Genomic DNA, 24,697 nt, shown 5'->3' on the forward strand with positions numbered 1-24,697 from the left:
GGCCTAGGAGTTGGCCGGGGTGAAGTACCGCCGCGGGTTGTCGACGAGCATGGTGGTGAGCTGCTCCTCGGTGACCCCAGCGGCGCGCAGGACCGGGAGCACCTGGTCGTGGAGATGGGTGTGGTGCCAGTTCGGCGCGATCTGCTCCCGTACGCCCGGCGGGAACCAGTCGATGTGGCAGGACGCGTCGTGCGACAGGACCATCCGCTCGGCGAACCCCTCGCGCGCGAGGGCCGCGACGGTCGCCACCCGCTGGTCCTCGGGCAGCAGGACGTCGAGACCGAAGCGGTCCATGCCGACGTACGAGCCGTTGTCGATGAGCTGGTGCAGATAGTCGAGGTCGGCGGTGTCACCGCTGTGCCCGATGACGACGGCCCCGAGGTCCACGCCCTCACTGCGCAGGATGTCCTGCGCGACAAGTCCCGTACGGGCGGCGGCACTTGTGTGCACGGTGATCGGAGCGCCGGTACGCAGATGGGCCTGGCCCACCGCACGCATCACCCGCTCGACACCCGGGGTGAGTTCGTTCTCGATCGCGCACTTCAGGAACGCGGCCCGGATGCCGGTGTCCGCGATGCCCTCGGTGAGCTCCCGGACGAACAGCTCGGTCATGCCCTCGGGCCCGCCGAGTAGCGTGCCCGGACCGTGGTACCGGTAGAAGTCGGGGATGTCGGCGAGGGTGTAAATCCCGGTCGCCGCAACGATGTTGAGGTCCACTTGCTCGTTCACCAGGGCGACGCGGGCGACATTGCGGCCGAGCCCGATGACGGTCGGGTCGACCAGCGTGGAGACACCGGTCGCGGCGAGGGCCTTGAGCCGGGAGACGGCGTCGGCGATGCGTTCCTGTTCGTCCCAGGTCTCGGGGAGGCTCTGCCGGAGTTCTTCGCTGACGACGAAGACGTGTTCGTGCATCAGGACGGTGCCGAGGGCGGTTACGGGGATGGCGCCGCGGATGGTTTGGAGTTGGGGGGATTCGGGGGCTTGAGGGGTTGTCATGGTGATCCTTCGGTGCGTGCCCGGCGCGTGGCTTTTGAACGGGCGGGCAGGGGAGGGGAGTTGTGGGGTGGGGGGCTGGAGGTGCAGGGGGTGTCAGTCGTCGGTGGAGTCGGCCGCGGCCTGCCTGATGAGGTCGGCCACGGCGTCCGGCCGGGACACGTACACGGAGTGGCCGGCGTCGGTGCCGGTGACCGTGCTGCCGGCCCGCCGGGCCATGGCCCGCTGCGCGGGAGGCGGGATCATCCGGTCGTCGGTCGCCACCAGGTACCAGCTCGGTTTGTGCCGCCAGGCCGGTTCGCCGATCGCGCCGCCGAGCGCGTCGAGCCCCCACGGCACCTGCGAGTCGGCCATGAACTCCGCCTCGGCCAGGGGGAGATCGGCCGCGAAGGACGCGCCGAACTTCTCCCGGTCGAGGAACAGGAACCCGTCGACCGGCGGCAGGATCGGCGGCACCGGCGCGCCGGGCTCCGGGTCGGCGATCAACGTGTTGACGGACTCGCCCTTGTCGGGCGCGAACGCCGCGATGTATACGAGCCCGGCGACCCGTTCGTGGTTCCCGGCTTCGGTGATGACGGCCCCGCCGTAGGAGTGCCCGACCAGGATCGCGGGCCCGTCCAGCGCGTCCAACACCCGCTCGGTCACCGCGACATCACCCGCGAGGGACAGGGTCGGATTCTGCACGACGCTCACCCGGAACCCGTCGTCCGTCAGCAGCCGGTGCACCTCCCGCCAACCGGAGCCGTCCACGAATCCGCCGTGCACGAGTACGACGTTCTTCACCAGTTCCGTATCCATGGACCCGACTCTTCCAAGGGCACACGGTTGCCGTCTTTCGCGTCGGCGCGCAGTCCTTTCGCGTGGGCGCGCGCCGGGAATGAGGGGGACGGTTGCTGGAGGTCCGGGGCGGTGCGGTCCGGGTTCGTGCATGTTCGGATTCGTGATTCCGCGCCGGGCAGTTGAGGAAGCGCTGCGTCCTTCCGCCTGGGTGCGCGCCGAGCGCGAGTGGAACAGGTTTCGGGGTTCCGGGCCCGCACCGACTGGTCCAGCACTGCCCAGCCCTACCCGGGTTCGTGGCTCGGCTCCGGCCGGTCGGCGAAGCCCTGCGGGTTGTTCGCAAGCCAACTTGCGGATGGCCCCGTCGAGTTGTGTCGTGCCGGGATGATCCTGAGCAGGTCTCACGCCGGGCTAGGCCGAGTGGACCTGGCCCCGCGCCACTGAACCAAGCCGGACTGAGCGGATCCGGCGCCATCTCGGCCAAGCCCAGCCGAGCGGGCCTCGCGCCGGACTGGGGTGAGTTGGACCGGTCCCGTGCCGGACTGGGGTGAGTTGGACCGGTCCCGTGCCGGACTGGGGTGAGTCGGACCGGTCCCGCGCTGCGCCACTGCGCCGGTCCAACTGCCGCCCGACTCGCCATCCGCAGCAGGTCGAAGGGGCAGGGCGCCCCACTCCCGTGCCGCGCGAAGTGGAGCCGAGCCGAGCCGACCCAGTCCCGCGTCCCCGCCTGCAAGACCCCCACCACGCTCCCAGCCTCGCTCGCCATCCGCAGGAGTTCGACCGGGGCATCGCCGGCGGCGGCATTCTCCGCTTCGTCTGGCGTTGATGTCCCCTATAACGCGCTACGTCATCATCTTCCGCCCCCCGCTGATACGTTGCTCGGGCGTCGGCCCTCGCACCCCCAAACCCGCCTCATTCCCCCTAACCCGCCGCCCCCCCGCACCCCCGCCCCCCCCGCACCCCCGCCCCCCCGCCCCCCCGCACCCCCGCACCCCCGCACCCCCGCACCCTTCGAACCCGCCTCAGCCCCCCGAACTCGCAGCCCCCACAGCCCCCGACGAAGGAGAGCCGTGCCCCCGCACGGGACGCGCCGCACCCCGCCGGCCCTGTTCACCGTCGCCCTCGCGTTCCTCCTGCTGGCCGGGCCCGCCTGCGTACCCGGTGCCGAATCCCCGCCCCCGCCCACGCAAGCCGCCCCGACGCGGGCATCCGGCCCGCCCACGGCCTACGGCGCCTACGTCGGATACGGTGCCGACGCCGTGCGCCGGGTCGCGGAGTTCGGGGCCTGGCTGGGACGGCCCGAGCCCCGGGTCGGGCATGCGTATCTGCCCGGGGAGAACTGGAGCGACATCGAGGGCGCCTCCAACGACCTTGCCGTGTGGGCCGATTGGCGGCGCAAGGAGCAGGACCGCCTCCTCGTCCTCAACGTGCCGATGCTGGACCGCAACGAGGACCACCTCCCCGACAGCGTGGTCAGTACCGAGCTGAGAGACGGAGCGGACGGACGTTACGACGACCACTTCCGCATCCTCGCCGAGCGTCTCGTCCAACTCGGCGCCCCCGACACCGAGATCGTCCTCGGCTGGGAGATGAACGGCACCACCTACACCCACCGCTGCGCGCCCGACCCCGCGTCCTGGAAGCGGTACTGGACGCGCATCGTCACCGCGATGCGGTCCGTCCCGGGGCAGCACTTCCGGTTCGACTTCACGCCCAACCGCGGCCGCGACGCGATCCCGTGGACCGACTGCTACCCGGGCGACGACTACGTGGACGTCATCGGCATGGACGCGTACGACGCCCCCCGCGGTCTGCCCTTCTCCCAGCAACTGACCGAGCCTTACGGGCTGTTGGCGCAGGTCGACTTCGCCCGCGCCCACCACAAGCCCATCGCCTACCCCGAGTGGGGACTGTTCGACAACGGCGACAACCCCACCTACATGCGCGGCATGCTCACCTGGATGGCCGGCCAGCGCCCGCTCTACCAGACCATCAGCGACTACTGCCCGCACGGCGTCTGGCGCTGCCACGACAACCCCAAGTCCTCAGCCGTATACCGCTCCTTGACGGACAGTCAGTCATGAGGGAGGTGGGGGGACGGAGAACGGCACCCGCCGTTCTCCGTCCCCCCCACCTCAGACCCTGCGTCCTGAACTACCGTCCTACGGCGTCCACTTCACGTTCGGATTCACCTGGCCGGTCCAGTTGAAGATCGCCATGTTGTCCCAGCCGTCCCCGCTGTTCGCGATGTCGGCGGGGTCCCAGCCGTTGCCGGTGACCGCGTACCAGGTCGGTTCCCAGTAGAAGACGCCGATCGCTCCAGCGCTCCGGGCGGTGTTCTGTACCGCCGTGAACTCCGCACCCTGGCCCGCCCAGGTGAGTGGATAGCCGGAGCACCCCGACGTCACCGAGTTCGCCGTACTGTCCGCGTCGGACGAGGTGAACGGGTAGGCCGTCTCCGCGATGATGACGTCCTTGCCGTAGCGCGACTTCATGTCCGAGACGACGCTGCCCATGTTGGCCAGCGTGCCGTGCCACATGCAGTAGTAACTCAGCCCGGTGATGTCCCAGTTGACGCCCTGCGCCTTGATGCCGTCGTAGAACCAGCGGGCGTTGGAGTCGCTGTCCGCGTCGGCGGTGTGGATGATCACCTGGGTGGAACTGTTGCACGCCTTGGTCGCGTTGTAGCCCGACTTCAGCAGCAGCCCGAGGTTGGTGAAGCTGTTGTTGACGACCTTGCCGTCGTCCCACAGCATGCCGACGTTGATCTCGTTGCCGATCTGCACGCTGTCCGGGGTGGTGCCCTGGGACTTGAGGCTGTTGCAGACGTCGTAGGTGTAGTTGTAGACGTCGGTCTGCAGCGCGCTGATGCCGTGGCTCGACCAGGCCGCCGGCTTGTACTGCTTGCCCGGGTCGGCCCAGGTGTCCGAGTAGTGGAAGTCGATCAGCAGCTTGAGGCCCTTGGCCTTGACCTGCTTCGCGTACGCCAGCACCTTCGCCTTGTTGTTGTAGCCGCTGGCGGGGTTGTTCCAGATCCGCAGGCGGACGTAGTTGACGCCGGCGCCCTTGAGAATGTCGAGCGGGTCCTTGGCGGTCCCGCTGGAGTCGTAGTACTTGGCGCCGAGGTCGATCGCGCGCTGCGCGGACGAGACGTCGGCGCCGAGCATGGTGAGCGAGTTCGCCGCGGCGGCGTCCGTGGGGGTGAGCATCGCCGCCGGCAGGGCGACTGCGGCCAGGAGCAAGGCGGCTTTGACTATGCGGCCCGGGCTTCTCACGTGGATCCCGACCTCCTTGGGTCGACTGACATGCGCATGCGGGTGTGTCTGAGAACGTTCACAGTAGGAGAGGTGACAGGCGCTGTAAATATGTGTGTCGGTTGTATTTCCCGCAGTTGGTGGGCGTCACGATCGCGTGAACGAGGTGGGAACGTACACAACCGTGTGCGCGCAGTGGTACCGGGGTACTACGCCCGCGCCCTCAATGACCCCCCGGTACGACGGTTTCGAGCCCCCCACCCTCCTAGCGTTGCCGGCGGGAAGGCCCAGTGGGGGCGGTGGCACGTGAGCGCGAGGGAAACCGATGATCGAGGCACACCAACTGACGAAGCGGTACGGGGAGAAGACGGCGGTCGACCGGCTGGACTTCGTCGTCCGGCCCGGCACCGTCACCGGCTTCCTGGGCCCCAACGGCGCGGGAAAATCGACCACGATGCGCATGATCGTCGGCCTGGACGCGCCCACCAGCGGCACCGTCACGGTCAACGGCAAGCCCTACGCCGAACACAGCGCACCGCTCCAGGAGGTCGGCGCGCTCCTTGAGGCCAAGTCGATCCACCCGGGCCGCTCCGCCTTCGATCACCTGATGGCGCAGGCCCACACGCACGGCATCCCGCGCCGCCGGGTCGACGAGGTCATCGAGATGACCGGACTGCAGAGCGTGGCGAAGAAGCGGGCCGGGGCTTTCTCCCTCGGCATGGGCCAACGGCTCGGCATCGCCGCCGCGTTGCTCGGCGACCCGGCGACCGTCATGCTCGACGAACCCGTCAACGGCCTTGATCCGGAAGGCGTGTTGTGGATCCGCAACCTGCTGACCGGGCTCGCCGCGGACGGCCGAACCGTCTTCGTCTCCTCGCACCTGATGAGTGAAATGGCGCTGGTCGCCGACCACTTGATCGTCGTCGGGCGGGGGCGGCTGCTGGCCGACACCACCGTGCAGGACCTGGTCCGGCACGCGGGCGGCGACACCGTCACCGTGGCCTCCGAACAGCCGGCCCGGCTGCGCGAGGTCCTCGCCGGTCCCGGCGTCGAGATCAGCGGCGAGGTCGGTTCCGAGGAACTGCACGTCACCGGGCTGACCGCGCGGGCCATCGGCATCAGGGCCGCCGAGCACGGCATCCCGCTCTTCGAACTCAGCGCGCGGACAGTGTCGTTGGAGCAGGCGTTCATGGACCTGACCCGGGACGCCGTCGAGTACCACGGCTCCACCACCGTCGAGACCTCCGGGAGGGCCGCGTGAGCACCATCACCGCGACCGACAGCGCCGCACCCGCACCGGTGAAACCGGCCCGTCCGCCGTACAAGGTCACCGGGCGTCGCGTGCTGCGCTCCGAGTGGGCCAAGTTGTGGTCCCTGCGCTCCACCTGGATCACCCTGGGCCTGGGCCTGCTGTTCCTGATCGCGTTCGGCCTGATCGCCGCCGCGCACTACAAGTCCTCCTACGGATCAGGGCACTTGAGGTCCGACGACGCGAACTCCACCGCGCTCGACATCTCCCTCTTCGGTACGAACTTCGCACAGCTCGCGCTCGGTGTGCTGGGCGTCCTGGTCACCGCCGGCGAGTACTCGACCGGCATGATCCGCTCCACCCTGGCCGCCGTACCGCGCCGCCTGCCGGTGCTGTGGTCGAAGGCCCTCGTGTTCGGCGTGGTCGCGTTCGGGATCTCCCTCGTCGGGGTGTTCGTCGCGTTCCCGATCGTGAGCGGCATCGTCTCCGGCACCCCGGCCGCTCTCACCTTCTCCCACTCCGGAGTCGTACGGAGCCTGCTCGGCGCCGGTCTCTACCTCGGCCTCGTCGGCGTGATCGGTACCGCGCTGGGCGCGCTGCTGCGCTCGGTCGCCGGGGGCATCTCGGTCCTCGTCGCCACGTTCATGCTGGTCCCGGGCCTGATCTCGCTGCTGCCCAGCTCCTGGCAGGACGACATCAGCCCCTATCTGCCGAGCAACGCGGGCGGGTCGATGTTCGCCCTGACCCACGACTCGACGTCCCTGTCGCCCACCGCCGGACTCCTGGTCTTCCTGGGCTGGACGGCCCTCGCGCTGGCCGGGGCCGCGTACCGGCTGCTGCGGACCGACGCCTGAGGTCTCTGGGGCCGGGTGTCCGACGCCCGCACGTCGCGCACCCGGCCCCACAATGAACAGGTGACCCCCATGAACCCGGACCAGTGACACCGATGAGCCTCGACGACCCCGCCCACCTGCTGTTCGCGGAAACGGACCTGCCGTGGAGTCATCCCGTGGCCGGCGGCCTGTCCCGGTTCGGCCGGCGGATCAAGCAGGGCGACCGGCGACACCCCTGGGTGCTGGACACGGCCCTGACGGTCATGGCCGCGCTGGTGTTCTGCCTGCCGGACCTGGTGGACGACGACGACGGCCGACGGCGCGGCTTCGACAACAGCTTCATCCATCTGCCCTGGCCGGCGACCGTCGCCCTGCAGGCCGGACTGGTGCTGCCGCTGCTGCTGCGGCGCCGCAGGCCGACCCTGGCCTTCGCGCTGATCGCCGCGGCGTTCTTCGTCCAGGCGGGGCTGGGCGTCTGGCTGCGCGCCGACGTCGCCCTGCTGATCTCCCTCTACAGCCTGGTCCTGCACGGGCAGTTGCGCCGGCTGCCCGTCGCCTGCGCGGTGACCCTCGCCGCCCTGGGGCTGTTCGCGCTGCGGCTGCCGCCCCAAGTGCCGGTCCTGGACGCGCTGTTCGTCCTGTTCAGCACGATCACGGCGGCGGTGGCGCTCGGCTTCGTGGTCCGCATCCGGCGCGCCCAGCTCGCCGTACTGCGCGACCGCGCGGCCCGCCTGGAGATCGAGCGCGACCAGCGCAGCAAACTCGCCGCCGCCGCCGAACGCACCCGCGTGGCACGGGAGATGCACGACATCATCGGCCACAACCTCTCCGTCATCATCACCCTCGCCGACGGCGGCGCCTACGCCACCGACCTCGCCCCCGAGCGCGGCAAGCAGGCCCTGCTCCTCATCGGCGACACCGGCCGCCAGGCACTCGGTGAACTGCGCCGCATGCTGGGCGTGTTGCGCGTCCAGACCGCCACACCGGACGCCCCCGAACTCAGCCCGCAACCGGGCATCGCCGACCTCGACGCCCTGTGCGCCCGTATCCGCGCGGCCGGTCCGCAGGTCGTGTACCGCACCGGCGGCGACCCGGCCGCCCTGGATCGCGGAGTCCAACTCACCGTGTACCGCATCGTGCAGGAGGCTCTCACCAACGCCCTCAAGCACGCGGGCCACGACACCCGCGTCGAACTCGCCGTGAACGTCGAGGAGTCAGGGGTGCGCATCGACTGCCACGACACCGGCCCGGGCGCCGTCACCGCCGGACCCGCACCGACCCACGACGAAGGACACGGACTCGCCGGCATGAGAGAACGCGCCGCCCTCTACCACGGCACCGTCACCGCGGGCCCCGCCCCCGGCGGCGGCTGGACGGTACGGGCCACCCTCGACCCCACCCCGCTCACCGCGAGCGGAAACACGAGCGGAAACACGGGCAGGAACACGAGCGGAAACACGGGCGCGACCGGGGGAGCGGCATGACCACCGTGCTCATCGTGGACGACCAGCCCCTCCAACGCCTGGGTTTCCGGATGCTGTTGGAGGCCAACCCCGACACCGAGGTGGTCGGCGAGGCCGGGCACGGCGGCGAGGCGGTGCGGATGGCCGCCGAACTGCGTCCCGACGTGATCCTGATGGACGTACGGATGCCCGGCATGGACGGCATCGAGGCCACCCGCCGGGTCGTCGCGGCCGGCGACCGCTCCCGTGTCCTCATCCTGACCACCTTCGACCTCGACGAGTACGCCCACGAGGCACTGCGCGCGGGAGCCAGCGGCTTCCTCCTCAAGGACGCCCACCCCGAGGAACTCCTCGCCGGCATCCGCGCGGTGGCCTCCGGCGACGCGGTCATCGCCCCCGCGCTCACCCGCCGCCTGCTGGACGCCTACGCCCAGCACCTGCCGAAGAGTTCACCGCAGGGACCCGAGGCGGCGCCCACGACGGACGACCCCCGCATCCGCCCCCTCACCGACCGCGAGCGCGAGATCCTCGTCGCCATCGGCCAGGGCTGGACCAACGGCGAGATCGCCGAGCGCCTCTTCCTCTCCGAGTCCACGGTGAAGACCCACGTCGGCCGCGTCCTGGCGAAGGTCGGCGCCCGCGACCGCATCCAGGCGGTGATCCTGGCCTACGACCTCGGACTCGCCCGCCCCAACTCCGCCGACCAGTAGCCCGGTCCCGGCGAGGCGGCCGGGGCCGCGTCCACGCAGGTCGACCGCCGCCGCGCTGGTTGCCCGCTGGTCGACAACACCCCAGCTCACACCGGGTTTCCCACCCGTCCCCCCGACGGGCGACAGGAAACCCGTCGACCCCGGAACTCCCCCCGGAACAGGCTGATCCCGTCAGCACGAAGCACGGCCCGCGACGACGCAGGAGACCCACCAGGGGGAAACACGCGCACGCGCCTACGCGCAGGCCACCGGCTCCGACATCCTCAACGGCGGCGCGAGCCGGCAGTACTGCACCACCCGCGCCGCCGCCCGCTTCACCGCCACCCAGGGCCTCGCCCCGCTGCTCCTCCAGACCTGGGGCACCGGCGTCTGGACGGAGACGGCGCCCTCGGTCGGTGCCACCCGCGTCTACGCCTTCCCCGACGCGACCAGCATCCGCGTCGAGTGCCAGAAGTACGCGGAGACCGTCACCGCGGACGGCGTCCCCACCTGCACCTGCACCTGACCCGCACCGCATAAATCCCGTGCTCCACACCCCCGGGCTTCCCTACACTCGCCACATCCGTTGACGAGTGAGGGGAGCCCGGCCGTGCGCTACAGCACCGCTGTCGTCGTTCCCCGCTCCCGGTACGAGGTGATCCTCGTGTCTTCGGCCGTCCGGTGCCCGCTGCGCGGCCGGTACCGGATGCCCGTGACGTGACAGCTTTTTGACGCTCCGTCAATTCATCTCTCCCGCACGGGAATCGCGCCGCCCTGCACGGAAATCACTTTCGAAAGGCCACGGGCCGTGCGCACCGAACGCCCTCTCACCACCCCGCTCTCCGCCGTCCGCAACCTGGGCATCCTCGCCCACGTCGACGCCGGCAAGACCACCGTCACCGAGCGGTTCCTCTACCTCACCGGCACCACGCACAAGCGCGGTGAGGTCCACGACGGCACGACCGTCACCGACTTCGACCCGCAGGAGCGCGACCGTGGCATCACCATCTTCGCCGCGGCCGTCACCTGCGCGTGGGACGGTCACCGGATCAACCTGATCGACACCCCGGGACACGTCGACTTCGCCGACGAGGTGGAACGGTCCCTGCGCGTCCTCGACGGCGCGATCGCGGTGTTCGACGCCGTCGCGGGCGTGGAACCGCAGAGCGAGTCGGTGTGGCGCCAGGCCGACCGGTACGGCGTCCCGCGCATCGCCTTCGTCAACAAGCTGGACCGCGCGGGCGCCGACCTCGACACGGCCGTCGCCTCCATCCGCGAACGGCTCCATCCGGCGCCGCTGGTGGTGCAGTTGCCGATCGGCACGGAGGACGGCTTCACCGGCGTCGTCGATCTGCTGCGGATGCGTGCCCTGGTGTGGACCGACGGCAGTGACACGGCGGCGGAACTCCCGGTACCGGAAGGCCTGTTGGAGGAGGCGCGGCGGCGCAGACGGCTGCTGGAGGAGGCGGTGGCGGAACTGCACGCGGGTGCGCTGGAGGAGTTCTACGCCGAATCCACGCTGTCCGCCGAGACGTTGAGCGCCGCCCTGCGCGACCTCACCCGCACCGGCGACGGTGTGGTCGTCCTGTGCGGCTCGGCCTACCGCAACCGGGGTATCGAGCCGCTGCTGGACGCCGTAGTGGCGTATCTGCCGTCGCCGTCGGACGTTCCGCCGGTACGGGGGACGGACGACGCGGGCGTCGAGCAGGAGCGGGTGGCGGATCCCCAACGCCCCTTCTCCGCGCTGGCGTTCAAGGTGAGTGCGACCGCGACCGGGCGGCTGACGTATCTGCGGATCTATTCGGGCACGATCGAGAAGGGAGCCACCGTGTGGGACCCGGGCGTACGGCGTACCGAGCGGATCGGGCGCATCCTGCGGGTGCAGGCCGACCGGCACGAACGCCTGGACCGGGCGGTCGCCGGGGACATCGTCGCCGTGGTCGGACTGAAGTCCACCCGCGCCGGCTCGACCCTGTGCGCGCCGGACGCCCCGCTCGTCCTCGAACCGCCCACGGTCGCCGACCCGGTGGTCTCCGTTGCGGTCGAGGCCCGCAGGAGCACCGACACCGACCGACTGGCGTCGGCACTGGCCCGACTGGCCGAGGAGGACCCGTCGTTGGTGGTCCGCACCGATGCCGAGACCGGGCAGACGGTCCTGTCCGGCATGGGCGAACTGCACCTGGAGGTCGCGGTGGAGAAGATCCGCCAGGCCACGGGTGTGGAGGTCAACGTCGGCCGCCCGAGGGTCGCTTACCGGGAGACGGTCGTGCGCGGAGTGACCGGCCGGGTCTACCGGCACGTCAAACAGGACGGCGGATCAGGCCAGTTCGCGCACGTGGTGCTCGACGTCGAACCGCTGGAGGGCCTCGGCTTCGAGTTCCGCTCGGCGGTCGTCGGTGGACGCGTGCCGCAGGAGTACGTCCGCTCGGTGGAGGCCGGGTGCCGTGACGCCCTCACCGAGGGGCCGGTCGGCGGCTTCCCGGTGACCGGGCTGCGCGTCACGCTGACCGACGGGGCGACCCACGTGAAGGACTCCTCGGAGACGGCGTTCCGCACGGCCGGCCGCCTCGGCCTGCGCGAAGCCCTGCGCGCCTGCACGACCGTCCTCCTCGAACCGGTCGTCGAGGTCACCGTCACCGTGCCCGAGGACGCGGTCGGCGGAGTGCTCGGCGACCTGGCCGCCCGCCGAGGCCGCGTCACCGGCTCGACGACTCGCACGGGTTCGGCGATCGTCACGGCGACCGTGCCCCTGGCCGAACTCTTCGGCTACGCAACGCGGTTGCGCAGCCGGACCCAGGGCCGGGGCACGTTCACCGCCCGGCCGACGGGGTACGCGCCCGCGCCGGGTGCGGTGGCGACCCGGTAGCGACACAGGGGCGGGAGGCGTCTCAACGCGGGGCGCCTCCCGTCGCCGGTCTTGGGAGTCGGGCTGGGGGGGGGCGAAACACGTGCGTGTGGGCGTAACTCGTGTGCTGTGCAGGACGGTTGAACAGCCGGACTGGAGGTCGTCGTCGCTGTGACGGTGACGGTGACGGTGACGGTGACGGGTGCGGACCGAAGGGGGAGCTTCGGCCCGCATCCGCCACGTACTCAGGGACTCCGGGGTCTCAGGGACTGCCGGGGTCTTAGGGGTACGAGGTCACCGTCGACGGCACGGTCGACGTGCCCGAGGTCGGCGAACCCGTCTCGTTGATGACGTGCTCGTACTGGCCCTGGCCGCCGAGCGAGACGACCAGCAGGTCGTGGAACTTCACGCCCGAACGGTTCGGCGCCGCGAAGCCGTTGTGCTGCACGATCGTCGGGGCGACGTTGTAGTAGCAGTAACTGCCGAGGCCCCAGCCTTCGTGCACGGTCACGTTGTCGGCGACCTTGTACGCGGCGTAGCCCTTGATCGAGCCGTTCTGGATGGCGGCCTGGTTGGGGGCGTCGTACGCCTTCTCGTTCTGGAAGAAGATCGTGCGGCCCCGTTCGCCGTTCCACTGGACGTCGTACTTGTTGAAGTGTTCGACGAAGAGGCCGGTGGTCAGGACGTCGGCGCCGTTGACGACGAGGCCGTAGTCGGCGCGGTTGGTGTCCCAGCCGATGCCCGTGCCGTGGTCGGCGCGCCAGAGCCAGGTGTGGTCGACGATGGTGTGGCGGTTGTTGATGACCATGCTGGCGGTGGCTTTGCCGGCGCCCGCGCCGCCGATGCGGACGAAGACGTCCTGGACGGTGGTGGGGTTGGCGGAGTGGTCCGTCGTCGTGCCGGCGGGGCCGACTTCCAGCAGGGTGTTGGAGTTGACGGTGCCGGCGTCGATGAGGAATCCGGCGAGCCGTACGCCGTCGACGTTGGCGGTCTTGAGCGCCGTAACTCCGTTGTCGGGGACGAGAGTTGCGTAACCCAGGCCCAGGACAACGGTGTTGGCGTTGTTGACCTGGATCGGCTGGTCCAAGTGGTAGATGCCCGGGGTCAGCAGGAGGTGAAGTCCCTGTGTGAGCGCCTGGTTGAGGGTGGCCGCCGTGACGCCCGGCTTCGCGACGTAGAACTGGGAGAGGGACAGCGAGGTGCCGCGAGGGGTGCCGTTGCCCCAGGTGACCCCGCTCGCGTTGGTGCGCTTCTCGGGGAGGAAGACGCGGTACTCGGTGCCGTTCAGGTACAGGAAGGGCTTCTCGCGGGAGACCGGGGTCGTGGCAAGCGTGGTGTACACCGGGTTCGGGAAGCCCTGCGCCGGTGCGCCCTGGACGCCTGAGAAGACCATGTTCCAGACGCCGTTGAGCCAGCTGCCGATCGCGCTGTCCCGGGTGTACCACTGCTGCTGCGAGTACGGCTGGACCTGGCCGTCGATCCGGCTGTCGGCGATGTAGCCGCCGCTGGCCCAACCGTAGCCGTTCGGGGAGAGGTTGAGGCTGCCGCGGACGTGCATCCGACGGAAGGGGGCCGCCTGAGCCACGGCCCACCTGTTGGTTCCGCTGACGGGCACGAGGGCGAGGTTCTCCGCCGAACGCCAGAAGTTCTGGGTGGCGTTGCCGTTGAACCAGCCGGCGTCGACCGTGATGTCACCGTTGATCGTGGTGTCGTCGGGGGAGAGGCCGAGCCCGGAGATCGAGGTGTAGAAGCCGAGTTGGGCGTTGAGCCCGTTGTACGTGCCCGGCTTGAACAGCAGTTGATAGCGGCCGGTGCCGAACTGGGCCGTCTCCTGCTGGGCGAAGATCTGGTCCAGCCTGGCCTGGATGCCGGCGGTGGACGGGTCGAAGACGATGACGTTGGGGCCGAGATCGCCGCCACCCGGCAGGGCGAGTGGCTTGTTCGCGACGGGAGTGGCGGGAGCGGCGGGGGTCGCGGGGGCGGCGGAAGCTGCGGAGGCGGTTGCGGGCAGCCCGGCCAGGGCGGACACCGCTGCGGCGGCACCGAGGACGGCTCTGCGGGGAACTGGGGACATAAGGCGGCTCTCCTTGTTCATGAAATGAACGCCTGTGGGGTTGGGAGCGCTCTCTCGCGGGGGAATGCTTCAGGTCCGTGAACACGGTCGTCAAGAGGTACGACCGAGTTCGACGAGTGGCGTCCAAACTCTTGACGCCTCTGGCTTCCGAGGTTTAACTCACGTCCTAAATTAAGTCGTGAGTGCATTCCCTGAAGGGACACCCGGAGTATGCGCAGCATCCGAGCCGCGGCCGTAGGCGCCGTCACCATGTCACTCGCCCTTGCGGCCACGGCCTGCGGAGGCGGTTCGTCCACGGGTGGGGGATCCAACGACTCGCCCAAGACGCTCACCTACTGGGCGTCCAACCAGGGCGCCAGCATCGCGATCGACAAGAAGGTCCTCCAGCCCGAGCTCGACAAGTTCAAGAAGCAGACCGGCATCACGGTGAAGCTGGAGGTCGTGCCCTGGTCCGACCTGCTCAACCGCATCCTCACGGCGACGACTTCCGGCCAGGGCCCCGACGTCCTGAACATCGGCAACACCTGGAGCGCCTCCCTGCAGGCCACCGGCGCCTTCCTCCCGTGGAGCGCGGCCAACTTCGCGAAGATCGGCGGCAAGGACCGCTTCGTCGACTCCGCGCTCGGCTCCACCGGCGCCACGGGCAAGGACCCGGCCGCCGTCCCGCTGTACTCGATGGCGTACGCGCTCTACTACAACAAGCAGATCTTCGCCGACGCCGGCATCTCCCAACCGCCCACCACCTGGGCCGAGTTGGTCGCCGACGGAAAGAAGATCGAGGCGAAGGGCAAGCAGGCGCTCGGCGCCGAGGGCGCCAACGTCTCCGAGAACATCCACCACGCCTTCGTCTTCGCCAAGCAGCACGGCGCCGACTTCTTCACCGCCGACGGCAAGGCCGACTTCACCAACGACGGTGTCGTCGCCGCCGTCAAGCAGTACGTCGACCTGATGGCCAAGGACAAGGTCATCCCGGTCGGCAACGCCGAGTACGCGCAGAACCAGTCCGTCAGCGACTTCGCCAAGGGCAAGACGGCGATGCTGATGTGGCAGTCGGCGTCCGCCAACCTCAAGTCCCAGGGCATGAGCGAGAGTTCGTACGGCATCGCCCCGATCCCCGTGCAGTCCGGCACCCCGGGCACCGGCGCGCAGACCAACTCGATGGTGGCCGGCATCAACCTGGCCGTCTTCAAGAACACGAACAACCTGGACGGTTCCACCAAGTTCGTGAAGTTCCTGACGAGCGACGCCGAGCAGAAGATCCTCAACACGGCGTACAGCTCCATCCCGCCGGTGAAGACCGCGCAGGAGGACACCGCGTTCAACACCCCCGCGAACGCCGTCCTCAAGGACACCCTCGCCAAGAGCGCCGCCGCGCTCCCGCAGGTCGCCGACGAGTCCCAGTTCGAGACGGCGGTCGGCACGGCCGTCAAGGACCTGTTCGCCGACGCCGCCGCGGGACGCGCCGTGACGACCGCGTCGGTCAAGGCGGAGCTCGAAAAGGCTCAGCAGCAGATGCCGGCGAAGTGAGTGCGACTGTGACGAGCACTGTCACCCCGGAGGCCGCCGAGCGGAAGGACACGTCCGCCACGGCGGCCCCCGGGCCGCGCCGCCGCCGTACCGACCGGATCCGCCGGATCGGACTGCCGTATCTGCTGCTCCTGCCCGCCCTGATCCTCGAACTCCTGGTCCACCTGGTGCCGATGGTCATCGGCATCGTCATGAGCTTCAAGGAGCTCACCCAGTTCTACATCCGCGACTGGGGCACCGCGCCCTGGTCCGGCTTCGGCAACTACAAGGTCTCGGTGGACTTCAGCGCCCCCGTCGGCAAGTCGCTCCTCCACTCCTTCTTCGTCACCGTCGTCTTCACCCTGCTGTCGGTCGCCTTCTGCTGGCTGCTCGGCACGGTCACCGCGATCTACATGCAGGACAACTTCCGCGGCCGGGGCCTGCTGAGAGCGCTCTTCCTGATCCCGTACGCGCTGCCGGTCTACGCGGCCGTCATCACCTGGGTCTTCATGTTCCAGCACGACAACGGCCTGGTGAACCACGTCCTGCACGACCAGCTGCACATCACCAGCAAGCCGTCGTTCTGGCTGATCGGCGACAACAGCTTCTACGCGCTGCTCATCGTGCACGTGTGGAAGGGCTGGCCGTTCGCCTTCCTCATCGTCATGGCCGGCCTGCAGAACATCCCCAAGGAGCTGTACGAGGCGGCGTCCATCGACGGCGCGGGCCGGTTGCAGCAGATCCGCCGCATCACCCTGCCGTCGCTGCGCCCGGTCAACCAGGTGCTGGTCCTGGTGCTGTTCCTGTGGACGTTCAACGACTTCAACACGCCGTACGTCCTGTTCGGCAGGTCCGCCCCCGAGGCCGCGGACCTCATCTCGGTCCACATCTACCAGGCCTCGTTCGTGACGTGGAACTTCGGCACGGGCTCTGCGATGTCGGTCCTGCTGCTGCTGTTCCTGCTCGTCGTCACCGGTGTGTACCTGGTGGTCACTTCACGCGGACGGAGGTCGGCCGATGTCTAGTTCCTCTCTCTCCAGGTCGCCGATGGCCCCGCCCCGGTCCTTCATCTGGTCGCGGCGGATCTTCCTCACCCTGCTCGCCGGCTTCGTCCTGGTGCCGGTGTACGTCATGCTCTCCAGCTCCCTGAAACCGCTCTCGGACGTCACGGGCAAGTTCCGCTGGCTGCCGAGCGGTCTCACGATCCGCCCGTACATCGACATCTGGTCGACGGTCCCGCTCGCGAAGTACTTCATGAACTCGCTGATCGTGTCCGTCGCCGCGACGGTCTGCTCGGTGGTGATCGCGGTCTTCGCCGCGTACGCCGTCAGCCGCTACGAGTTCCGCGGCAAGCGCGTCTTCACGGTCACCGTCCTGTCGACGCAGATGTTCCCGGGCATCCTCTTCCTCCTCCCGCTGTTCCTCCTCTACGTCAACATCGGCAACGCCACGGGCATCGCCCTGTTCGGCTCGCGCGGCGGCCTGATCCTGACGTATCTCACCTTCTCCCTGCCCTTCTCCATCTGGATGCTGATCGGCTACTTCGACTCCGTGCCAAGGGACTTGGACGAGGCCGCGCTGGTCGACGGCTGCGGTCCGCTCGGCGCACTGCTGCGCGTCGTCGTACCGGCCGCGATCCCCGGCATCGTCGCGGTCGCCGTCTACGCCTTCATGACCGCGTGGGGAGAAGTCCTCTTCGCCTCCGTCATGACCAACGACTCGACCCGCACGCTCGCCGTCGGACTCCAGGGCTACTCCACGCTCAACGACGTGTACTGGAACCAGATCATGGCCGCCTCGCTGGTCGTCAGCGTGCCCGTGGTCGCCGGCTTCCTGCTGCTGCAGCGCTATCTCGTCGCCGGGCTGACGGCGGGCGCCGTCAAGTGACCGACCCGACCAACTCCGCTGACCGTAAAGGGACTTCAGTGACCATCGACTTCGCCGCACTCCCGCACGACTTCCTGTGGGGCACGGCCACCGCGGCGTACCAGATCGAGGGAGCCGTCGCCGAGGACGGACGCGCGCCGTCGATCTGGGACACCTTCTCGCACACTCCCGGAAAGATCGCGAACAACGACAACGGCGATGTCGCCTGCGACCACTACCACCGTTGGCGCGAGGACCTCGGCCTGATGCGCCAACTCGGCGCCAACGCCTACCGGTTGTCGATCGCCTGGCCCCGGGTGATCCCCGGCGGCGACGGCCCGGCCAACCCCAAGGGCCTCGCGTTCTACGACGAGTTGGTGGACGGACTCCTGGAGGCGGGCATCACCCCCTCCGTCACCCTCTACCACTGGGACCTGCCCCAGGCCCTCCAGGACCGCGGCGGCTGGCCCGAGCGAGCCACCGCCGAGCACTTCGCCGCGTACGCCTCGGTCATGGCCGAACGCCTCGGCGACCGCGTCACCCACTGGACGACCCTCAACGAGCCCTCCTGCTCGGCCTGGATCGGCCACCTCGAAGGCAAGATGGCCCCGGGTTGGACCGATCTAACGGCCGCCGTCCGGGCTTCCTACCACCTGCTGCTCGGCCACGGCCTCGCCGCCCAGGCGATCCGCGCCGCCGCCCCGGACGCCCAGGTCGGCATCGTCAACAACCTCTCCACGGTGTATCCCGCCAGCGACCGCGACGAGGACATCCAGGCGGCCCGCCGACAGGACGGCCACGTCAACCGCTGGTGGCTCGACCCGATCCACGGCCGCGGCTTCCCGGCGGACATGGTCGAGACGTACGGCGTCGAACTCCCGGAACAGCCGGGCGACTTGGCGACCATCGCGGCCCCGCTCGACTGGCTCGGCCTGAACTACTACTTCCCGGCGACGGTCGCCCACGCCCCCGACGGCCCCGCCCCGTACACCCGCGCCGTGCGCCGCCTCGGCGTCCCGCGCACCGGCATGGACTGGGAGATCGACGCGTCCGGCATCGAGACCCTGCTGCTCCGCCTCACCGAGGAGTACGCCCCCCGCCGGATCTACGTCACCGAGAACGGCTCCTCGTTCCCCGACGTCGTACGCCCCGACGGCACCGTCGACGACCCGGAGCGCCAGGACTACCTGGTCCAGCACCTCGCCGCCTGCGCCTCGGCGGCCCGCAAGGGCGCCCCGCTGGCCGGCTACTTCGCCTGGTCGCTGCTCGACAACTTCGAGTGGGCGTACGGCTACGAGAAGCGTTTTGGACTGGTCCATGTGGACTACGAGACCCAGGTCCGCACGATCAAGGGCTCCGGCCGCCGGTACGCGGACATCATCCGCGACCACCGCAGCCGGGCCCGGCGCGCGGCCTGAGCAAGGCCGCCCCGGTGGGCGCGGGCGGGGGAGCCCGCACCCACCGGGGCACCACCATCCCCATGTGTGTCATGCGCACGACAGTCAGCTGTGCGTCAGCACGAGCACCCCCAGAAGGAGATCCGCCCCTCAAGGAGACCCGCATGCCCGCACGCACCCTGCTCACCGCGCTCACCGCACTGGCCCTGCTCTCCGCCACCCCGGCCCTCGCGGCCCCCGCCCCGCAGGCCGCGGCAGCCGCGACCTGGGACACCGACCGCGCTGCCGCCGCCTACGCCGCGAACCCGGCCGCCGTCACCGCCTCCGGCAGCGAGAACGCCGGCACCACCCCCGGCCTCGCCTTCGACGGCGACGGCGCGACCCGCTGGTCCAGCAACTTCGCCGACGACGCCTGGATCCGCCTCGACCTCGGCACGACGATCCGCATCGACCGCGTCACCCTCGACTGGGAGGCGGCCTACGGCAAGAGATACGTCCTGGAGGTCTCCAAGAACGGCACCGACTGGACGCCGTTCTACACCGAGACCGCCGGCACCGGCGGCTCGGTCACCACGAGCACGTACCCCCAGGAGGTGACGGGCCGCTACGTCCGCATGCGCGGCCTGGAACGTTCCACGCCCTACGGCTACTCGCTCTACTCCTTCAAGGTCTACGGCGGCGAACCGGCCCCCGCGTCCACGGCCCGCACCAACCTCGCCCTGAACCACCCGGCGTACTCCAACTACTACCAGCACAACGGCGTTTCACCGGCGTACGTCACCGACGGTGGCTGGCCCGCCAACCTCAAGGACGACGCGACCCGTTGGTCCAGCGACTGGAACGCCGACCGCTGGGTGTCGGTCGACCTGGGGGCGACCTCGACGATCGACACGGTCGACTTCTACTGGGAATCGGCCTACGCCGTCGACTACTTGCTCCAGGTCTCCGACGACAACAGCACCTGGCGAACGGTCTACGAACCCTCGGCCGCCGACATCGCGACCCGCCGCGCGAACATCCAGGCCCCCGCCGACGCGACCGGCCGCCACGACACGGTCACCCTGCCCCAGCCGGTCACCGGCCGCTACGTCCGCATGCTCGGCAAGGAACGCCGCTCCTTCTACAACCCGGCCCCCTACACGGCCCAATTCGGCTACTCCCTCTACGAGTTCCAGGTCTGGGGCACCGGCGGCAGCGCGGCGGCGGCCTACCCCGCACTCCCCGCCGGCCAGTCGGGCACGTACCAGACGACGTTCTTCGACGACTTCACGTCAGCGGCCCTGGACCGCTCCAAATGGCGGGTCGTGCGGACGGGCACGGAAATGGGCTCGGTCAACGGCGAGTCCCAGGCGTACGTCGACTCCACGGACAACGTCCGTACCCAGAACGGTGAGTTGATCCTCGCGGCGAAGTACTGCAAGGGCTGCACCCAGGCGGGCGGCGGCACGTACGACTTCACGTCCGGCCGCATCGACACCAACACGAAGTTCGACTTCACGTACGGCAAGGTCAGCGCCCGCATGAAGCTCCCGGTCGGCGACGGATTCTGGCCCGCCTTCTGGCTGCTCGGCAGCAACGTCGACGACCCGTCAGTGTCCTGGCCGGCCTCCGGCGAGACCGACATCATGGAGAACATCGGCTACCCGACCTGGACGAGCACAGCCCTCCACGGCCCCGGCTACTCCGCCGACGGCAACATCGGCGCCCGCCAGACCTACCCGAACGGCGGCACCGCCGACCAGTGGCACACGTACGCGGTCGAATGGACCCCGACCACGATGCGCTTCTACGTCGACGACACCCTCGTCCAGGAGACCACCCGCAACAAACTCGAATCGACCCGGGGCCAATGGGTCTACGACCACAACCAGTACGTCATCCTCAACCTCGCCCTGGGCGGCGCGTACCCGGCCGGCTGGAACCAGGCGACGACTCCGTACTGGGGGCTGCCGCAGTCGAGCGTGGACAAGGTCGCCGCCGGGGGAGTGCAGGCGGAGGTGGACTGGGTGCGGGTGGAACAGAAGAAGTAACAGCTGGGCCGGTCCGGAGCGCGGCACCGGACCGGCCCGTTCCGCCGCCCGTCAGCAGTCCCTGAACTCCGGTGACTGGTTCAGCACTTGGGACCGTACCGACGTGAACCGCGCATAGGTCTCCCCGTCCAGCGACCCCGGCCGGAATGCCGCCACCCGATGGCAGTTCTGGAAGGCCAGGGCCACCCCGAAGTGGCGCTCCAGGCTGCCCCGGATCGCGTCACTGGCCAGGGCCCGCAACAGCTGGCCGCGTTCCTGTTCGGACGGGGGCGGGGTCTGGTTGTCGGTGAACTCGGCTGTGCCGTCGCGCAGTTCGGTGGCGAGACCGGCGATGAGGTCGTAGGCGTACGGCAGGGACGTGCGGACCGTGTCCACGAAGTCCGCCTCGCGGATGTCACCGTGTTCGGCTTCGGCGAGGAGCTTCGGGGAGACGTCGAGAGACATGAAGAGGGTTGTCCTGTCTGGTTGTTGGTGAGCAGTGAGCAGTGAGCAGTGAGCAGTGAGCAGTGAGCAGTGAGCAGTGAGCAGTGAGCAGTGAGCAGTGAGCGGTTGGTGGTCAGGGTTGTGGCGTCGGGCCCGGTACGTAGTCCGGGTCCACCTGGGCCGCGAGGTTCAGGCCCGTCGCCCTGTCCGCCCACGCGGTGGCGTTGCGGAGGTGGAAGTCGACGGCGTGGCGGTGCAGGGTCGGCCAGTCCCTCGGGCGAGCGTCGACCGCCTCGCGCAGCACCTGCAGGGCGTGCACGTTGTGCGGCTCCAACTCGCCCTGTGCCCGGCCCTGTTCGGCGGCGCGGACGGCGGGGGAGTGGACCAGGTGGGTGAGGAGGTCGTCGCCCACCTCCTCCTTGAGGAAGAGCAGGTCGTCCTCGCCGGTGACCTTGTTGCCGATCACGGCGAGGTGGATGCCGAACTCCCGTGCGTGGTCGCGGTATTGGCGGTAGACGGAGACGCCCTTGCGGGTGGGTTCGGCCACCAGGAACGTCAGGTCGAAGCGGGTGAACAGGCCGGAGGCGAAGGCGTCGGCGCCGGCTGTCATGTCGACGACGACGTATTCGCCGGGGCCGTCGACGAGGTGGTTCAAGTACAGCTCCACCGCGCCGAGTTTGGAGTGGTAGCAGGCCACCCCGAGGTCGCTCTCCTCGAACTCGCCCGTCGCCATCAGCGGGACATCACCCGCACGGACCACATGCCGGGCGTGCACCTCGTCGTCGCCGAGCAGCCGCAGAAGGCGTGAGCCGCGGCCCGGGGGAGTGGTTTTGATCATGGCCTCGGGGGAGGCGATGCGGGGGTTGGTGCCGCGCAGGTAGTTCTTGAGCTCGGTCAGGTGGGCGGCCAGGGGTGGGGCGGTGACCGGTTCGGTGCCGGGAGACGTGCCTGGGGACAGGGCCTCGGCCAGGTGCTGGTTGATGTCGCCGTCGATGGCGAGCACGGGGGCGCCGGCGCGGGCCAGGTGGCGGGCGAAGAGGGCCGACAGCGTGGTCTTTCCGCTGCCGCCCTTGCCGACGAACGCGACGCGCACTACCGGTCCGCCGCGATCACGGTTTTGAAAATGAATGTCATGTGGCTAGGTTTTAGGGGGTGTCCGCGAGGCTGTCAAATCCGGTGGATCAAGGGTGATCCGGGAACGGTCCAAGGGTGATCAAGGCCTAGGAGTCTTAATGCATATGATGTGCAAGTGCTTGACTACTGCATCAGGGCGGCAGGCCCGGACGACATCGACGGTGCGCGTGCCGTGATGCTCGACACCGTCTACCGCGACTTCCACACCGGTTACGTGCCCCGCTGGCACGGCGACATCATCGACCCGGCCGCCGCCTATCTCGCCCTGGCCCGCCACACCCTCCTCGTGGCGCTCGACCCCGCCGACGGCACGGTCGTGGCGACCGCCGCCCTGGACTCCCGTGGACCGGTCCATCCGCCGAACCCGCGCGACCTAGCCGAGCGCTACCCCTCCGGCAGGACCGCACAACTGCGCCGCGTCTACGTCCGCCCCGCACACCGCAGGCGCGGCCTCGCCCGGCACCTCGTCGCCGGACTCCTCGCGTTCGCCGCGACCGACGGCGGCTACCGCGCCGTCTACCTGCACACCGATCCCGCCGTACCCGGCGCCGAGGCCTTCTGGCGGTCGCTCGGGAAGGTCGTGCACGACGAGCGCGACGACCCGGGCGGCGGGCAGGGGATCGTGCACTTCGAACTGCCGATGGAGCGATGACCGCGATGCGACCCGGACGAACCCGCCCTGCCCGCCTGCTCCTCGCCCTCACCCTCGCCCCGCTCCTCACCGGCTGTTTCGCCTCCGTCGGCGAGGAGAGCGGGGACACGACCGGGGAGCCCGGTACCCGGCTGCGCGTCGCCCTCGCGTTCCCGCCCGCCGAGAACCTCTCCCCGTACGGCGCCGACGCCACCATCCTCAGCCGCCTCGGTGTCACCGAAGGCCTGACCTCCCTGGACGCCAACGGCTCCGCCGCCCCCGCACTGGCCCGGTCCTGGCAGCGGGAGGGCGACCGCAGCTGGCTGTTCACGCTCCGCGAGGCCACCTTCCAGGACGGCACCGAGGTCACCCCGGCCCGCGTTGCCACCGCCCTCGGCCATGCCGCCGAGGCGAAGCCCGCCCCGGCCGCGCTCTCCGGCGTCACCCTCACCGCCGAGTCCGCGGGCGGCGACCGCCTGCGCATCACCACCAACTCCCCTGACCCCGTACTGCCGTTGAGGCTGGCCGGGCCCGCCCTCGCCGTGCTCTCCCCGAAGGCGTACGAGGAGAAGGGCCGCGTCGACCCGGTCGGCACCGCCACCGGTCCCTTCGAACTGACGAAGATCACCGGCTCAACGGCCGCCACCCTCGACCGCTTCGACGACTACTGGGGCGGCCTCGCCCAAGCCTCCGGAATCGACGCACGGTTCATCGCGGACGGCACCGCCCGCACCAACGCGCTGCGCACCGGGCAGGTCGACATGGCGGAGGCGATACCCGTCGCCCAGGCCGCCACCCTCGACGCGGACACCCGCCGCGAGACCGCCACCACCCGCACCACGAGCCTCCAACTCAACACCAGGACAGGCCCGTTCAAGGACCCGAAGCTCCGCGCCGCCGCCCGCGAGGCCGTCGACACCTCCGCACTCGCCAAGGGCGTCTACGAAGGTCACGCCGACGCGGGTACGGGCATCTACGGCCCCGCCGTCACCTGGGCGGCGGGCAAGCGCGAGCAACCGGTGGGCCGGGCCGAGCCCGTGGCGCCCGGCGGGCGGACCATCACCCTCGCGACGTACGACAACCGGCCCGAACTACCCGAAGCCGCGCAGGTGTTGAAGCAGCAGCTGGAAAAGGCGGGATTCGAGGTCGAGTTGGAGGTACGGGAGTACTCGCGGATCGAGAGCGACGCGCTGGCCGGGAAGTTCGACGCGTTCGTCGCCGCCCGCAACACCCTGGTGGACACGGGCGATCCGGTGGCCGTGCTCGCCAGTGACTACACCTGCGACGGCGGCTACAACCTCGCCCTGCTCTGCGACAAGGACGTCGACCGGGCCGTGGCGAAGGCCGAGGGCACCGCCGACACCTCCGCACGCCAGAATGCGGCGATGGCGGCCGAGGCCGAAATCCTCGGGACGGACGCCGTCGTGCCGCTCGTGCACCAACGGGTCGTCACCGGCGTCGGCACCTCGGTGCGGGGGGCCCTCCTCGACCCGTACGAGCGCACCCTCGTCGGCCCCGGAACCCGGCGCTGAA

At 69.8% G+C, this 24,697-nt stretch carries 20 protein-coding genes; 13 read left to right on the forward strand and 7 right to left on the reverse strand.

From position 1 onward, the window contains the following. Window positions 1-3 precede the first annotated feature (3 nt). Window positions 4-996: a phosphotriesterase gene (locus tag OG407_RS40885; RefSeq protein WP_405865250.1), complete on the reverse strand. Its 993-nt coding sequence runs from the start codon at window positions 994-996 to the stop codon at window positions 4-6. A 93-nt stretch (window positions 997-1,089) separates the two neighbouring features. Continuing rightward, window positions 1,090-1,791 (reverse strand): alpha/beta fold hydrolase, encoded by a 702-nt coding sequence (locus OG407_RS40890; protein WP_405865252.1) that lies wholly within the window; start codon window positions 1,789-1,791, stop codon window positions 1,090-1,092. A 1,049-nt stretch (window positions 1,792-2,840) separates the two neighbouring features. Here OG407_RS40890 and OG407_RS40895 point away from each other — a divergent pair. Further along, a complete protein-coding gene (locus OG407_RS40895; RefSeq protein ID WP_405865254.1) occupies window positions 2,841-3,854 on the forward strand; it encodes a glycoside hydrolase family 26 protein in 1,014 nt (337 codons plus the stop codon). Window positions 3,855-3,932: 78 nt separating this feature from the next. Here the strand turns inward: OG407_RS40895 and OG407_RS40900 are convergent, their stop codons facing one another. Further along, complete coding sequence (locus OG407_RS40900) at window positions 3,933-5,012, reverse strand: glycosyl hydrolase 53 family protein (protein ID WP_329348661.1); 1,080 nt, start codon at window positions 5,010-5,012, stop codon at window positions 3,933-3,935. A gap of 337 nt (window positions 5,013-5,349) precedes the next feature. Between OG407_RS40900 and OG407_RS40905 the strand changes: the two genes are divergently transcribed. The 4 genes from OG407_RS40905 to OG407_RS40920 all read left to right on the forward strand — a co-directional run bounded on the left by OG407_RS40905 (window position 5,350) and on the right by OG407_RS40920 (window position 9,279). Then, window positions 5,350-6,285 carry an ABC transporter ATP-binding protein gene (locus tag OG407_RS40905; RefSeq protein ID WP_405865256.1) on the forward strand — a complete coding sequence of 312 codons (936 nt, stop codon included), beginning with the start codon at window positions 5,350-5,352 and terminating at the stop codon, window positions 6,283-6,285. Continuing rightward, the gene (locus tag OG407_RS40910; protein WP_405865258.1) at window positions 6,282-7,127 is read left to right on the forward strand and encodes an ABC transporter permease; all 846 of its coding nucleotides are present in this window, start codon (window positions 6,282-6,284) and stop codon (window positions 7,125-7,127) included. Before OG407_RS40905 ends, OG407_RS40910 begins: the two co-directional genes overlap by 4 nt. A gap of 92 nt (window positions 7,128-7,219) precedes the next feature. Further along, a complete protein-coding gene (locus OG407_RS40915) occupies window positions 7,220-8,590 on the forward strand; it encodes a sensor histidine kinase (protein ID WP_405865260.1) in 1,371 nt (456 codons plus the stop codon). After that, window positions 8,587-9,279, forward strand: a complete 693-nt coding sequence (locus OG407_RS40920; RefSeq protein ID WP_405865262.1) for a response regulator — start codon at window positions 8,587-8,589, stop codon at window positions 9,277-9,279. Before OG407_RS40915 ends, OG407_RS40920 begins: the two co-directional genes overlap by 4 nt. Window positions 9,280-9,513: 234 nt before the next feature. Here the strand turns inward: OG407_RS40920 and OG407_RS40925 are convergent, their stop codons facing one another. Further along, window positions 9,514-9,681: a hypothetical protein gene (locus tag OG407_RS40925; protein ID WP_405865264.1), complete on the reverse strand. Its 168-nt coding sequence runs from the start codon at window positions 9,679-9,681 to the stop codon at window positions 9,514-9,516. A gap of 385 nt (window positions 9,682-10,066) precedes the next feature. Here OG407_RS40925 and fusA point away from each other — a divergent pair, with 385 nt between their 5' ends. Beyond that, on the forward strand, window positions 10,067-12,124 hold the full coding sequence (gene fusA / locus OG407_RS40930; RefSeq protein WP_405865266.1) for an elongation factor G: 2,058 nt from the start codon (window positions 10,067-10,069) through the stop codon (window positions 12,122-12,124). Between the two features lie 259 nt (window positions 12,125-12,383). Here fusA and OG407_RS40935 read toward each other — a convergent pair whose 3' ends face one another. Further along, complete coding sequence (locus OG407_RS40935; protein WP_405865268.1) at window positions 12,384-14,177, reverse strand: coagulation factor 5/8 type domain-containing protein; 1,794 nt, start codon at window positions 14,175-14,177, stop codon at window positions 12,384-12,386. Between the two features lie 210 nt (window positions 14,178-14,387). Here OG407_RS40935 and OG407_RS40940 point away from each other — a divergent pair, with 210 nt between their 5' ends. The 5 genes from OG407_RS40940 to OG407_RS40960 all read left to right on the forward strand — a co-directional run bounded on the left by OG407_RS40940 (window position 14,388) and on the right by OG407_RS40960 (window position 20,976). After that, complete coding sequence (locus OG407_RS40940) at window positions 14,388-15,704, forward strand: ABC transporter substrate-binding protein (protein ID WP_403597579.1); 1,317 nt, start codon at window positions 14,388-14,390, stop codon at window positions 15,702-15,704. An 8-nt stretch (window positions 15,705-15,712) separates the two neighbouring features. Then, window positions 15,713-16,708: a sugar ABC transporter permease gene (locus tag OG407_RS40945; protein WP_365298165.1), complete on the forward strand. Its 996-nt coding sequence runs from the start codon at window positions 15,713-15,715 to the stop codon at window positions 16,706-16,708. Between the two features lie 22 nt (window positions 16,709-16,730). Then, entirely contained in the window at window positions 16,731-17,570 is an 840-nt protein-coding gene (locus tag OG407_RS40950; protein ID WP_365299501.1) for a carbohydrate ABC transporter permease, read from the forward strand. Window positions 17,571-17,608: 38 nt separating this feature from the next. Continuing rightward, window positions 17,609-18,967 (forward strand): GH1 family beta-glucosidase, encoded by a 1,359-nt coding sequence (locus OG407_RS40955; protein WP_405865271.1) that lies wholly within the window; start codon window positions 17,609-17,611, stop codon window positions 18,965-18,967. A 143-nt stretch (window positions 18,968-19,110) separates the two neighbouring features. Continuing rightward, a complete protein-coding gene (locus OG407_RS40960) occupies window positions 19,111-20,976 on the forward strand; it encodes a discoidin domain-containing protein (RefSeq protein WP_405865273.1) in 1,866 nt (621 codons plus the stop codon). A 51-nt stretch (window positions 20,977-21,027) separates the two neighbouring features. Here the strand turns inward: OG407_RS40960 and OG407_RS40965 are convergent, their stop codons facing one another. Both OG407_RS40965 and OG407_RS40970 read right to left on the reverse strand, forming a co-directional pair. After that, a complete protein-coding gene (locus tag OG407_RS40965; protein ID WP_405865275.1) occupies window positions 21,028-21,420 on the reverse strand; it encodes an SCO5389 family protein in 393 nt (130 codons plus the stop codon). Between the two features lie 112 nt (window positions 21,421-21,532). Next, window positions 21,533-22,492: an ATP-binding protein gene (locus tag OG407_RS40970; protein WP_405865277.1), complete on the reverse strand. Its 960-nt coding sequence runs from the start codon at window positions 22,490-22,492 to the stop codon at window positions 21,533-21,535. A gap of 156 nt (window positions 22,493-22,648) precedes the next feature. Between OG407_RS40970 and OG407_RS40975 the strand changes: the two genes are divergently transcribed. Both OG407_RS40975 and OG407_RS40980 read left to right on the forward strand, forming a co-directional pair. Next, on the forward strand, window positions 22,649-23,185 hold the full coding sequence (locus OG407_RS40975; RefSeq protein ID WP_405865279.1) for a GNAT family N-acetyltransferase: 537 nt from the start codon (window positions 22,649-22,651) through the stop codon (window positions 23,183-23,185). Window positions 23,186-23,190: 5 nt separating this feature from the next. Then, entirely contained in the window at window positions 23,191-24,696 is a 1,506-nt protein-coding gene (locus tag OG407_RS40980; protein ID WP_405865281.1) for an ABC transporter substrate-binding protein, read from the forward strand. The last annotated feature ends 1 nt before the right edge of the window (window position 24,697 follow it).

This window comes from Streptomyces sp. NBC_01515 (assembly GCF_045040345.1).
In the GTDB taxonomy this organism is placed as follows: domain Bacteria; phylum Actinomycetota; class Actinomycetes; order Streptomycetales; family Streptomycetaceae; genus Streptomyces.